Origin of the sequence: Brevibacillus sp. NRRL NRS-603, assembly GCF_003013445.1 — a bacterium.
Lineage (GTDB): Bacteria > Bacillota > Bacilli > Brevibacillales > Brevibacillaceae > Brevibacillus > Brevibacillus formosus.
The window spans coordinates 102293-115414 of sequence record NZ_PXZN01000030.1; the positions used below are offsets into that span (position 1 = coordinate 102293).

The 13122-nt window shown below is 44.4% G+C and carries 12 protein-coding genes; 7 read left to right on the forward strand and 5 right to left on the reverse strand.

What is annotated here, in order from left to right; all coding sequences use genetic code 11:
- Positions 1-122 precede the first annotated feature (122 nt).
- Positions 123-995: a LysR family transcriptional regulator gene (locus C7R94_RS21850; RefSeq protein WP_106784646.1), complete on the reverse strand. Its 873-nt coding sequence runs from the start codon at positions 993-995 to the stop codon at positions 123-125.
- Positions 996-1145: 150 nt separating this feature from the next.
- Here C7R94_RS21850 and C7R94_RS21855 point away from each other — a divergent pair, with 150 nt between their 5' ends.
- Positions 1146-1736, forward strand: a complete 591-nt coding sequence (locus C7R94_RS21855; RefSeq protein WP_106784648.1) for a DJ-1/PfpI family protein — start codon at positions 1146-1148, stop codon at positions 1734-1736.
- A 56-nt stretch (positions 1737-1792) separates the two neighbouring features.
- On the opposite strand, the gene C7R94_RS21860 is transcribed toward C7R94_RS21855, so the two are convergent.
- Positions 1793-3130 carry an erythromycin esterase family protein gene (locus C7R94_RS21860; protein WP_106784650.1) on the reverse strand — a complete coding sequence of 446 codons (1338 nt, stop codon included), beginning with the start codon at positions 3128-3130 and terminating at the stop codon, positions 1793-1795.
- Between the two features lie 259 nt (positions 3131-3389).
- Between C7R94_RS21860 and C7R94_RS30360 the strand changes: the two genes are divergently transcribed.
- The gene (locus C7R94_RS30360; RefSeq protein ID WP_199197952.1) at positions 3390-3548 is read left to right on the forward strand and encodes a hypothetical protein; all 159 of its coding nucleotides are present in this window, start codon (positions 3390-3392) and stop codon (positions 3546-3548) included.
- A 30-nt stretch (positions 3549-3578) separates the two neighbouring features.
- On the opposite strand, the gene C7R94_RS21865 is transcribed toward C7R94_RS30360, so the two are convergent.
- Complete coding sequence (locus C7R94_RS21865; protein ID WP_106784653.1) at positions 3579-5369, reverse strand: helix-turn-helix transcriptional regulator; 1791 nt, start codon at positions 5367-5369, stop codon at positions 3579-3581.
- Positions 5370-5630: 261 nt separating this feature from the next.
- On the opposite strand from C7R94_RS21865, the gene C7R94_RS21870 reads away from it, so the two are divergent.
- From C7R94_RS21870 to C7R94_RS21885, 4 genes are all read left to right on the forward strand, one after another.
- The gene (locus C7R94_RS21870; protein WP_106784655.1) at positions 5631-7805 is read left to right on the forward strand and encodes a serine hydrolase domain-containing protein; all 2175 of its coding nucleotides are present in this window, start codon (positions 5631-5633) and stop codon (positions 7803-7805) included.
- Positions 7806-7993: 188 nt separating this feature from the next.
- Positions 7994-8656, forward strand: a complete 663-nt coding sequence (locus C7R94_RS21875; protein ID WP_106784657.1) for a type 1 glutamine amidotransferase domain-containing protein — start codon at positions 7994-7996, stop codon at positions 8654-8656.
- A 70-nt stretch (positions 8657-8726) separates the two neighbouring features.
- Positions 8727-9935 carry an MFS transporter gene (locus C7R94_RS21880; RefSeq protein ID WP_106784659.1) on the forward strand — a complete coding sequence of 403 codons (1209 nt, stop codon included), beginning with the start codon at positions 8727-8729 and terminating at the stop codon, positions 9933-9935.
- A gap of 15 nt (positions 9936-9950) precedes the next feature.
- Positions 9951-10838 (forward strand): LysR family transcriptional regulator, encoded by an 888-nt coding sequence (locus C7R94_RS21885; protein WP_106784661.1) that lies wholly within the window; start codon positions 9951-9953, stop codon positions 10836-10838.
- A gap of 47 nt (positions 10839-10885) precedes the next feature.
- On the opposite strand, the gene C7R94_RS21890 is transcribed toward C7R94_RS21885, so the two are convergent.
- The gene (locus C7R94_RS21890) at positions 10886-11374 is read right to left on the reverse strand and encodes a hypothetical protein (RefSeq protein WP_106784662.1); all 489 of its coding nucleotides are present in this window, start codon (positions 11372-11374) and stop codon (positions 10886-10888) included.
- Between the two features lie 39 nt (positions 11375-11413).
- On the reverse strand, positions 11414-12385 hold the full coding sequence (locus C7R94_RS21895; RefSeq protein WP_158264699.1) for a YpjP family protein: 972 nt from the start codon (positions 12383-12385) through the stop codon (positions 11414-11416).
- A 259-nt stretch (positions 12386-12644) separates the two neighbouring features.
- On the opposite strand from C7R94_RS21895, the gene C7R94_RS21900 reads away from it, so the two are divergent.
- The gene (locus C7R94_RS21900) at positions 12645-13088 is read left to right on the forward strand and encodes a MarR family winged helix-turn-helix transcriptional regulator (protein ID WP_106784672.1); all 444 of its coding nucleotides are present in this window, start codon (positions 12645-12647) and stop codon (positions 13086-13088) included.
- The last annotated feature ends 34 nt before the right edge of the window (positions 13089-13122 follow it).

A 13122-nucleotide genomic window follows, 5' to 3' on the forward strand; every position in this document is an offset into this window, starting at 1 on the left:
TCTGTATTCCTCCTATCCTTTTGTTAGATCCAGCATAATCCCTCCCCTTAAGGTAAGAGTCAACACTTTTGAGGCTTCATTTTTTGAAGGGCTGGACAAACAGGATAGTTATTGGAGGATACTCAGCTTTCGTACCGACTTTCCAGCATGAAATCAATAAACTTCTTATGCGCCCGTGAAAGCCACTTGTTTTTATGGTAGGCAATTTGCGCATAGAACAACAGCTCTTCTTCGCACGCTATCATTTTCACTTTTTGCTCATTCAACAAGGCTTCGACGCTAATATAGGGCATCAAGCTCACGCCTAGCCCGTTTGCCACGCTCTGCTTGATCGCTTCCATACTGGAGAATTCCAGGTGGTGCTTCGGCCTGATCTCCCTTTTTTCCAAGAAGCGTTGGAAAAACCGCCGCAGAGCACAATGCTCTCCACTGAAAATCATACATTCCTCGCCAGCGTCCTCTATTTTTTCAAACGAATGATCGCGTCCCCCGATAAAAACCAGCCGCTCGGTAGAGAACTGCTCCACGACCAGATTCGGATCATCGAGCTTTGGCTCCAGCGTGATCACGATATCCAATAGACCATCATGCAGCTTTTCCCGCAGTCGACTGCAGTCGTCCATTACAAATGAAATATTCACACCCGGGTAGCTCGCTCTGTACTTGGACAAAATGTCACCCAGCCGATAGATCGTAATCGTCTCCGAGGCCCCGATGCGTAACTCGCCTTGCAGCGATTGCTCATTCGCCGATATATCCTTGATCTTGGCATAAGAAACCAGCAGCTCCTCGACATACGTGTACAGCTCGCGGCCATAGGCGGTTAACTGAATTTTCTTTCCCAGTCGATCAAACAGAGGGACACCCATTCCTTCTTCCAGCTGCTGAATATGGGATGTAATCGTCGCCTGTGAATATTGTAGTGCTTGTGCCGCCTTCGTAAAGCTGTTGAAATCGACGACTGCCTTAAAGGTTTGAAACTGGCGAATCTCCATTCCCACTCCCCCTTGCCCACATGCTTTATTATTAGAAATTCTGAAGATCATCTTCAGAACTTTCATTTTTACTAATAACTAATGATAGCATATGATTCTTGGTAAGTACCGGTACGGCTTGAACGATTCGAACAGAGGAGCTGATTTTCGATGAAAAAAGTGTGCTTGTTATTACCGAATGGCTTTGAGGCAGTAGAGGCTAGCGTATTTACAGATGTAATCGGCTGGAACAAGGAAGAGGGCGACGGGACAACGGAGCTGGTGACGGTGGGAACGCGCAAAGAGTTGAAATGCACGTGGAATTTTACCGTGATCCCTGAAATGGTGATCGACGATGCGGATGTAAATGACTTCGATGCACTGGCATTGCCTGGCGGTTTTGAGCATGCGGGGTTTTATGAAGATGCTTATCGCGAGGACGTTCTCGCTTTCATACGTGAATTTGAAAAGCAAGGCAAAATGATTGCCTCCATCTGCGTAGGTGCTCTGCCCCTCGGGAAAAGCGGGATTTTGCAAGGACGAAACGCAACGACCTACAACCTGAATAACCAACTGAGACAAAAGCAGCTGGCAGCGATGGGTGCCCATGTCATCCCCGACCAATCCATCGTCATCGACAACAATATTATCACCTCGTACAACCCTTCGACCGCTTTTGATGTGGCATTCACCTTGCTAGAGTCGCTGACATCCCGCGAAAACACCGACAATGTGAAGCGCTTGATGGGGTTTCTTGTATAATAAAACCGGCATTTTGCCCAGTGCTCTTGGGTAAAATGCCGGTTTCTTTCTGCTATTTAACGAACAAGCTCGCCAGCGCTCACTGTGTCTAAATGAATGAGAATATCAAATGCTTGCCCAAGCGAAGTTGTTATAGAGTTTGGTTTGCTTGGATCAGCAGAACCGAATCCAATCAAAAACGGCCGTTCTTCCTCTAACCATTTTTGGGTGAGACCTGTAGCATTCCGTAAATCAACAAAGTATTGATCCTTTGAGACTTGATCCAGAGTATGATTGAATGTTTTTGGATCATTCGATTCAATGGTAGCTGGAACAATTTTATTTTCAATGTTAAACGCGTTATAATCGCCTTTCCCGAATGAAGTTCCAATCGTTACATATTCCTTTCCATAATGCTCCAGTAAATACTGACCGGCGAGCTTCGGGTATACCTCTTTCAACATATTGTTCTTTGCGATGTGCCCATTGTGACCCCATACGATTGTTTTTCCCAGCTGTTCATGAGCCCACTTCGCATTCTCAAACATCGCTATATCATGCTTCAAAAATAAATCAGATGGATTCTCCGAGACGTTGAAATACATGCCAGTAAATTGCTCAATGACCTTGGCGTGTTGCTTAATCCTTGCGAACTCCTTGGATTGGCCGTTCAGACTGCTTTTGTTTTGTTCCAATATTTCCGTGATTTCTTTCGCTTGCTCCTGATGTTTTTTCTGAATGGCCTGTGGCAAAGCTGAATAGGTTTCCAGGTCCTTCGTAACTTCGGCAAGTTCCTTCATTTTATTATTCACACGGGGCAGCAGGTCAGGCTTGTATTTTTTTATATACTGTCTGATCTCATCGTATACATTTTCGCTGACATTTTGTACATCCATTCCGACCACCCGCAGTTTCGTTTCGTTCTCGGGATCGGCATTGTACTCACGCATCCATTCCAGCATGTCTACGATTTCTTTTGTTTGAAATATAGGCATTAGGAATTTACTCGGATTCCCTTCTCCTGTGAGAACGTAATGATCAAGTTTCAATGCGTTGCCCCAGTTTTCTTCTAATACAAGGGTGGTAAAGCCCATTTCCATGACGAGAAATTCAACAAACCGGTGTTTCATCGTATAAATTTCACGACTTCCATGATTTGCCTCACCTAAACCTACGATTGAAGCAGAACCGATCATTTGGCGCAGCGGTTCAATATCTTTAAGATCAGTCCCAGGCTCAGCGCTATTCAATTGAAAAGAGTTCAGCTCTAACCATTCTTTTGGACTTAGATTTTCTGCCTTCTTCCCTTGTTGTTCGCTGTCCATCTCGGTTAATGGAGCTGTATTCGTGCATCCTGTTATGAGTAGTAGACCACAAATCGATACCGCGACGATGCTACTTCTGTAAAAGTTCATTTCTCTTTCCTCCTAAAAGCTTCGTTGGCGCAAAGTATCGCATGGGCACTGCCTGTACAACAAGTAGCGTTTTGTCATAAGTTTGAGACGCCCTGTTACCAACGGTTTCCCCCTGCCCCATATGACAATTTGTCATCAAAAAAAGCACCGGATCTTGAAGATCGGTACTTTTGAAATAGCATTTCCAATGTCATATGCTGCAATCGGGGATAAGAATAAGCCATCCATCACACCCTACTGGCAAAAGGAGTGGTGAATCATGGAGAAAAAGCAAGGATCTGCCGAGCACGAGCCCACAGTAGCACCAAGCATGAACGGTCATGATCCTTTGGAAGAAAAGGCGACACAAGAAGAAGTGGAAAAAGGGGATTACACACAGGTAACGCGGCTGTTCCTAGATCGAACGCCGGAAGAGTAAAGACGGGATTTTCTCCCGTCTTTTTGTCATCTATAGGATACTCTCGTTTCTCGCCAGTTCAATTGCTTCTTCCCGGTTGCTGACTCCGAGCTTTGAGTAAAGGGTGGAACAGTAATTCCGTACCGTTCCCTCCGATAAATACAGTTTGGTGGCAATCGATTTGTAGCGAAGCCCATCCGATAAAAGCTGTAAAATCTCCCTTTCCCGTTTCGTCAATCCATATGGATCATTCGGGCTGAACTTCTCTAACTGCTCACGTTGGCGCTTCATCTCTTCGAATACGCGCGTAGCGATCGACTGATCAAGCCACGTTCCCCCGCTATAGATGAGCTTCATCGCTTCCATCATCTCTTTTGGACGAGTAGACTTCAGCATATATCCTTCCGCCCCATGCTCCAATGCTGTTGCTGCCTGTACCGAATCCTCAAACGTTGTCATGACCACAACCTTCATGTTCGGCCAGCGTTGTTTCATTTGAAGGAAGGTCTCCAGTCCGTTCATCCCTTGCATGTGCACGTCCATTAACACGATATCCGGCTGGTGTCGCTCACACTGTTCTAATGCTTTTTGCCCATCACTAGCTGTACCAACAACGATAAAGTTGTCCTGCTGGCTTAAGATTTGCTGTAAGCTGTCGGCAACCATCACCTGATCATCAACAATAAGCAGTCGGATACTTCCCTGTCCAGCTTCTACCTGTATGGGAATATTACAAATGACAACGGTTCCTTGCCCCGATTGTGAATGAACGGACAGCGTACCCTGCTGTTGCTCAAGCCGTTCCCTCATTACCTTTAGTCCTAAGCCGAATTCGATAGATTCTATTCCGTTGCCATTATCTTCGATTTGTAAACGGAGCTGCTGACTTTCGAAATACAGATCAACAGCTATCACACTTGCTTGTCCGTGACGAACCGCATTTGTGAGCGATTCTTGCAGGCAACGATATAGACAAAGGCTCATTTTTTGCATAACGAGCGTCTCAATGCCGATCACACGGAAGTTGACCGTTACACCGGTTGACCTCATAAACTCTTCCGTAAGTTCCAATAGCGCCTCACTTACCGACTGGTTGAATCGAGCATGAGCATGAGAGAGCTGATGCAAATGCTTTCTGATATCATCCAGGCTGCCTTGTGCTATGGAGACAAGTTTATCGACTCGTTCGATCTGTGAATCAGGAACCGAGGATCGGAGCGACTCAACGCCAACAATTAGCGAGGTTAACGAATGTCCAATCGTGTCATGCAACTCATGTGACAGCCGATTACGTTCCTCGATCAGTGTCAGCTCCTCGATTTGCTTAATATGCTGCTCCAATAATTGCTTCTGTTCTTGAATGATGCGGCCTTGCTTATGAGACTCAATTAATATGCTAAAGGCCATACCGATCGCAAAACCAAAGCTGCAACTAAACATGAACTCATACGGGGGATGATTGGTAATCAACCCGTTCAAAGCCGGAAAAATAATCCCACTAGAGATTCCTGTCCACATATACGTTCTGCGACTACTGGCCACACCAATAATGATCACCAATAAAACGAAAGACCAAATCAATCCAGGCGCTACATAGGCCACAAATAGATAAAAAAAGCCTGTCATTACGACTTCGACTGCCAGATACCAATTTTCTTTTCTATATTGAACGATCAATGGAATGGCATAAACCAAAAGGGCAATAAGGATGATGACTCCGAACGGAACGACGATCATTGCCGGATACATAACATCAGCCATGACGATGATGCCTAGCCAAATCGTTCGCAAGGCAAAAATCACCCAATTGTACCAGAACCATTTTTTTATCATAGATAACATTTGTCATGTACTCCTGCTCGTTTGAATGGTAAGGAATTTCCCGAATGTTTCTGACTCATCATGCCTCACCAATTCCTGATCCGTCAAGCAAAATGCGCCGTGTCATATAGCCTTTATGACATTCTATCATGCCGCAAATATGATGGGTTGGCATGATGTCATCCATAGATAGCACGGTTTTGTCACTATGTGATTTTACAGCCCTGAGAATAAGGTGGATGTGTAAAGACAACACATATCAACTTACAGGAGCGATGAGAAATGAAACCATTCCCTATGCAAAAAGGAGCGTCCCTTACGTTATCTGCCTTATTGATAGGAACGCTGATACTTCCTACTTACGGTTGTGCGGAAGCAGGTTTGGACCAGGCAATCACGCAACAAAAGGAAACCGATCATGCCAAAACAAAAGAAGCGATTGATAAAGCTGCTGCCAGCGAAAACATTCCAGGTGTCATCTTTGCAGTAAAGAAAGGAACCGATTTCTGGTCGTATGCTTCCGGCGAAGCGAATATAGAAAGTAAGAAACCGATGGAAGCTGACTTTTCATTTCGAATCGGGAGTATAACGAAATCGTTCGTCGGTGTAGTGACCCTGCAACTAGCTGAGGAAAAGAAGCTAAGCCTCGATGACTCGTTGGAAAAATGGCTGCCAGGTGTCGTCCAAGGAAACGGATATGACGGTAACAAAATTACGATTCGTCAGTTATTAAATCATTCGAGTGGAGTGGCAGACTACTTAGATGATGAACTCAAGGAAAGTTTAATCCAGAACTCCACTCAAACGTTTACAGCAGAACAACTCATTTCTCGCGCATTAAAGCATACACCGACCACGGGTGGCTATTCGAATACGAATACAGTGCTGATGAAACTCGTTATCCAAAAGGTCACAGGAGAAACGGTTGCCGAACAAATCAGGAAACGAATTATTGAGCCGCTTCAACTAAAAGAAACGTTTTTCCCGGATCACTCACAATCCATTCCGAAAAACAGTCCGAATGGATACTTTAACAATGCCGGTACATTAATGGATATAACTGACCTTAACCCTTCGTTTGCAGACGCAGCAGGGGCTATGATCTCGACTACGAAAGATTTAACAACGTTCTTTAGCGCTTTATTGAGCGGAAAATTGTTAACACCTGAGATGCAGAAAGAAATGTTAACCACTGTTTCTAATCCACACGGGAAATTCGGACTCGGTATTCAGGAAGTAACATTGCCGAATGGCACTACCATATGGGGTCATCAAGGCGGCATTCCTGGATTCACCAACTTCGCCGGTGGAACAAAAGACGGCGAGCACGTGATCGCGATGAGTATCAATGCATTAGGAGATACTGTTTCTCATATGGAGAACATCCAGATGACTGAATTCTCGGGACAAGCCAAGCAACCATCCACCCCGGATCAAGCAGCTCAAAAACATGGGGAAGAAATGAAGGACTTCATTGATCAGAAAGCAAAAGTCGAGGGAGTCCCTGGAATCATTGCTGCTGGGTTAAGAGACGGAGAATACTGGTCTTATGCAGCGGGTGTAGCCAACCTCGATCATAAAAATCCGATGGAGCCAGACTTTACTTTCCGTATTGGCAGTGTCACAAAGGCGTTTGTTGCTACCCTTGTCTTACAGTTGGCTCAGGAGAAAAAGCTGAATCTGGATGACTCGGTAGAAAAATGGCTCCCAGGTGTGGTAAAGGGCAATGGATATGACGGCAACAAAATCACGATTCGTATGTTATTGAACCAAACGAGCGGGATTGCAAGCTATACGAATACAGACATGCGATACGCTACCTCATTCCCTCAATATACCGTTAGTGACCTTGTACGTATGGGACTGGCTAAGCCGCCAGTATTTCAACCAGGGGCAGGCTTTGACTATTCGAATACAAATACCGTGCTAGCTGGTCTTGTTATTCAAAAGGTGACAGGAGAAACGTACGATGTGCAGATGAAGAAACGGATCCTCGACCCGCTTCAGATGACAAATACATCCTTTAGTGGTAGTAATCCAAAAATCCCGGGCCAGCATGCCACAGGCTATAGCCTGAATCGGGAAGGGAAACTGTTTGATTTCACAGAGTATAATCCTTCATTCGCGAATGCTGCGGGAGAAATGATTTCGACAGGGAAAGATTTGACCACCTTTTTTAGTGCACTTTTGAGTGGGAAATTATTAAATGACGAGATGATGAAGCAGATGACAACAGGTGTGGAATCGCCTTTTGGCAAATATGGACTGGGAATTTATGAGGTGACACTGCCGAACGGAAAGACCTATTGGGCTCATGGAGGCGGCATTCATGGGTTTGAAACGTTAGCGGGTGGTACCTTAGGCGGGAAGGATATTTTGGTGACAAACATCAATGCGGTAGGTCCAGAACCTGTCGTCGCTAATCAAGCCATGTTCGAAAAGGAATTTAACCGTTAAGTTAAAAAGGAAAAATGATAGAAGGCTTTTGCCTTGGGAACTCCAAGAGCAATAAGCCTTTTTCCTTTTCAATTATTTTCTATAAATTTATTTATGGATGTGCTATTAAAACATAATTTGTTTTATCGATAAATCGACCTTAGAATAGCAACTGTACCCCCCATCAAAAAATACAGGAGGCAATATAGATGGCAAAACAAATCTTGATGGTAGTCACCAATCATACAGACATGCAGGAAGGCAAAAAGACAGGAATCTGGCTGTCCGAGTTTGCGGAGGCATATCTGGCCTTCGAAAACAAAGGCTATGAGATCACCGTAGCAAGCCCATTGGGCGGAGTAGGTCCGATTGACCCTGGCAGCGTGGACGACCAAACACCGCAAGAAATCTTGGACGCCGCCAAGCATCTGGAAAACACCAAAAAGCTGGATGACGTAACAGCAGACGGCTTCGAGGCTATTTTCCTCCCAGGTGGTCATGGCACGATGTTTGACCTGCCAGATAACCAAAAGCTCCAGCAATTACTGCGAGATTTTTACGAAGCAGGAAAGATCGTAGCGGCTGTTTGCCACGGTCCTGCTGGTCTCGTGGGTGCGACCTTGTCAAATGGTCAGCCGCTGGTCGCAGGCAAGCGCGTGAATGCTTTCACAGACAGGGAAGAAGCAGCGACAGGCTTGGGGTCCTACCTGCCTTTCCTGCTGGAGAGCAAAATTCGTGATCTCGGTGCCATTTTTGTGGCAGCACCAAACTGGAGCACCCATGTAGAAGTCGACGGCAACCTCATTACTGGGCAAAATCCCCAGTCTACACTCGCTGTCACAGAAGCAATAATAAGCAAATTAGGTGAATAATACAGTTAAGGCTGATAGACCAAACACCTATCAGCCTTTTCCTTACCAGAAAGGAGGGCTACTCACTACCATGGCAACAGAGAATATGACCCGTCACTATGAACAGGCACAGGCCACTCGCAAAGGTTCGACTCTCGCCTTGTACGCTCTGACACTCGGAGCATTTGCGATCGGGATGACAGAGTTCATCATTATGGGGCTGCTTTCCGAGGTAGCCACCAGTCTGAACGTTTCTATCCCGTTGGCTGGATTCCTGATTACCGGATATGCATTGGGTGTCGCTATTGGCGCTCCCATCATTACGATGGCTACCCATAGAATGCCGCGCAAGGCACTTTTGCTGTTTCTTATGATTTTATTTATCGCGGGAAATGCACTAGCCGCTCTCTCTCCGAACTATACGGTTTTGATGCTGGCTCGCATCCTGGCTGCTCTTACACACGGGTCGTTCTTCGGTGTAGGTTCGGTCATTGCCGCTGAGCTGGTTCCCAAGGAAAAACGCGCAGGTGCCATCGCGATCATGTTTACCGGACTGACGCTAGCCAATATTTTGGGTGTACCGATCGGAACGTTTTTGGGGCAAGCGTATGGGTGGCGCTCTACCTTCTGGGCGATCACGATAATTGGGATCATTGCGTTGATCGGAATCGTTATGCTCGTTCCGAAGGTCGCCAACTTAACATCCAGTCTGCGGCAAGAGCTCGGGGTGCTCAAACGCCCAGCGGTTCATATCGCGCTTTTGATGACCGTATTCGGATTTGGTGGCGTATTTACTGCGTTTACGTACATTTCGCCAATCCTGGTGGATATCACGGGCTTCTCCCCCAGCTCTGTTTCGTACATCCTTGTCTTGTTCGGCGTAGGGATTACGATCGGGAATATTTACGGAGGAAAATTGGCAGACCGCAAGCTGTTTCCTTCCTTGCTCGGGATACTTGTCGTACTGGCGCTCGTTCTCGCTGTGTTCAGCTTTACGGATCAAAATAAGCTCCTCACCTTGATAACCGTATTCCTTTTGGGGATTGCCGCATTTGGTACAGTCCCTGGCTTGCAGCTCCACATGCTGAACACGGCCAAGGAAGCACCTACGCTCGCCTCGACACTGAACATCGCCGCCTTCAATCTAGGAAATGCGCTTGGTGCCTACATTGGGGGCGTTGTTATCGATCTTAACTTTGCAGGTGGTCTCTCTGCCGTTCCTTGGGTCGCTTCGCTCGTGACGGTCATCGGAATTTTGTTTACGATATGGGGAGCGCAGCACCAGAAACGTCACAGGTAAGAAAGGATAGCCAACATGGTGGACTTTGAATGGTACCGAAGCTTTATCAGCATCTATAAGCATAGCTCCGTATCGGAGGCTGCCAGAACGAGAATGATGACCCAGCCAGCCATGAGCCAGCATCTGGCCTCCCTGGAAGCAGAGGTGGGTGAGCCATTATTTACTCGAGCTCCCCGCAAAATGATTCCTACCGAGAGAGGCAAAGCACTCTATACACAGGTGGTTCCGCTCATCGAAGCTTTGGAAGAAACCACGCAGACCCTCAAGACGAACGCGGCCACAGCTCTGCCCGTCATTCGAATCGGGTCGGCGCATGAGTTTTTCCGTGAGAAGCTAGCTCCGCACATCGGAAGCTTCCAAATGCGCGTCATCGCCTATCTCGGTGTCGCTTCCAAGACACTCGAATTCCTGCTGGAGGAAAAAGTAGACCTCATCGTCATGTCGCAAAAGCTTTCCGCCCCAGGCGTCGAATATATTCCGTACATGCAAGAGGAATTTGCTTTGGTGGCACCTCCCGATTACAGGGAACCAACGTTTGACGACAAGGAGTCTTTTGAATCGTGGTTATGCTCCCAGCCATGGATCAGCTATGATTTGGATTTGCCGATCATCCGCCGTTTTTGGCGCGAGCATTTCCAAAAGCGTCCACAAACGCATCCGACACACGTTGTACCGGATTTGCACAGTGTGCTGAAGGCGATCGAGCATGGCGCTGGCATCAGCCTGTTGCCCACATTCATGCTGGATGATCATTTGTCCAGAAACAAAGTAAAGATTATGTACCCGTCCTTTACTGTTTTTAATGATTTGTACTTGGCATATCATATGAAGAACCGGAATTTGCCCCTCTTGAAAGCATTAATTGAAACGATGAAGAAGACGGTTGAAAACAACAATAGATAAAGATAATGCCGCTTCTAATAATGGAGCGGCACATTCTTGCAAACAGTTTAAAGTTTTAACATCTCGTTTATCCAGGATCTAAAATTTTCTTGCATATTTGGATATGTTCCATCAATATTTTTCCTCAATGTCACCCACTGTAAATGCTGAGGGAGATTGCATATTTTTAATCTGAGATCATTCAACTCTCCCGTATAATCTTCTAATATAAGCAACCGTTCACCATCTAACGTTTCCTTTCCATATGCTTCATATTTTATTTCATTGATTACTGCAGTTGTATGCCAGTGTTTGTATGTGCACCAACGGAAGTTCCCTGGTAGCCCTTTTAATTTCAAATTCAATTCTTCTATGTCTTCTTTTCTTACATAAGACCCAATTATTTCAGCATCTAATTCAATTCTTGGATCGAACTCTTTACAATCAATGGTAAGCTCATAATCTGCATTTTCTTCAGTATGATAGTGAAATAGGATATCTCTCAAGTTGTTTAAGGCAATTTCTTTGCCAAAGTATACTCCTGATTTTTTCTCCATAAATGATCCCCTATTTCATAAATAGTGTGCATTACTTTTTTAATCCGTACCCCACTTAGGCAAAGTTCCATTCCGAGTAATTGTATATATCTCATAGTGTTCTTCCATATCAGGATCAGAATCCGTCTTTTTATGGTAGTGGAAGTCTAGATGCGTTTTCCCCCGTAGTTCTCTTTTTCTAATATCAAACCTAAAAATATCTCTTCCTCTATCATCATAAAGAGTAAATACTTCTTCTCCTTGTTTTATTCTCCCATTAGAATTTTCGGGACCAGAATAGTCAATTTTTCCATTACGCTCATCATATACAGCCTCTGCAGCATTGCTAATTTCATCCCAAACTCTATCTTCAAATTCATCCCAAATCTCACGCATGATTTTTTTTCCAAATTTAGATTTTACAAATCCCTTTAATGCGAGCGCCACAACTGGCCAAAGTAACGGAAGAGCGAGGGCTTCTACCTTATCTCCCGAACTATATTGAATGGTTTCGCTTCTTGGTTCATTTATGTTTTCACTCCCATATTTTAATACAACTGAGGTGATACTCGGCAAAATTGTAGGAGAAAGCTCGTTAGCATTAATCTCTTCTTCAATATCTTCTCTAATCTGATCAACCAGTGAGTATAATTTTTCACTTTTCTTTTCTTCATTCTTTATTTCTAATACAGATTCTAACTCTTCCTTTAGATCATCGTTTATGGTTGATTGATTCATAAACAACTCTCTATATTCTTGATCCTCCTGTAAAGCAAATAAGATGTATTCCAAATGAGTAAATACAAATTCAGTTGAGTAGCGCAACTCGTCTTCACTTAAATTAAGTTCAACGTCTGCATCTTCTAAGTATTTACTATTAATCATTTGTTTTAAAACTTCGCTATCTATTTTGGCGATTTTATTAATTTGTGTATTTGCAGATGCTGTTGATAGTAATACTGTGTTAAATAATAAAGCAAAAGCTAACACTATTGCTGTGGTATGTCTAAGTTTAAGCAGCAGCGCTTTCATACTATCCCTCCGTAGATAAGTTTTAGCTAACATTTGAATATGCAAGAATTACAAGAAAATAGATCACCCTTTCATTCGAGTTAATTAAATAATTTGTATACAATTACAAAATATCACACTTTAAATTGTAAATAAATACCAAATGATCGACACAACATCATAACTTGGATATATAAATGGGTGTGGAAGAAAAACGCTTGCTTCTTTATCAATTGAGTAGTAAAGTGATAATAAGCTCAGCGAAGGGAGGCAAACTAACATGCGTAATAACACCATAGGTTCATTAATCTGGTTACGCTTGATGCGGTTTACCACCCAAAGCAACCATCTGTCAAATGAGTTTCTCAAACGCTTCGATTTAACAACAGCGCAATTCGATGTCCTGATGCAAATTAGCATCTACCAGCCTCTCACCCAGTCGGAGTTAGCTGAGAAGGTAACCGTTACACAAGGTGGTATATCTCGGATGCTCGTAAGACTTGAAAAAGAGGGCTACATTGTACGCAAGCAGGATTGGAAAACGAAAACGATCAGCTTAACCGAAAAAGGGGAAGCCGTACTGGAACAAGCCTTTCCTGAACAGCTAGCGTTTCAGTCATCTTTCTTCGATGAGGTACTAAGTGAAGAAGAACAAAAAACGCTTTACTCCCTAATGACACGCGTTCATAAGAATAGCCAAAAAAAAGAATTACCGCCTGTGTAATTTTTTTTGAACAATCACTTGATTAGTCAAGTTA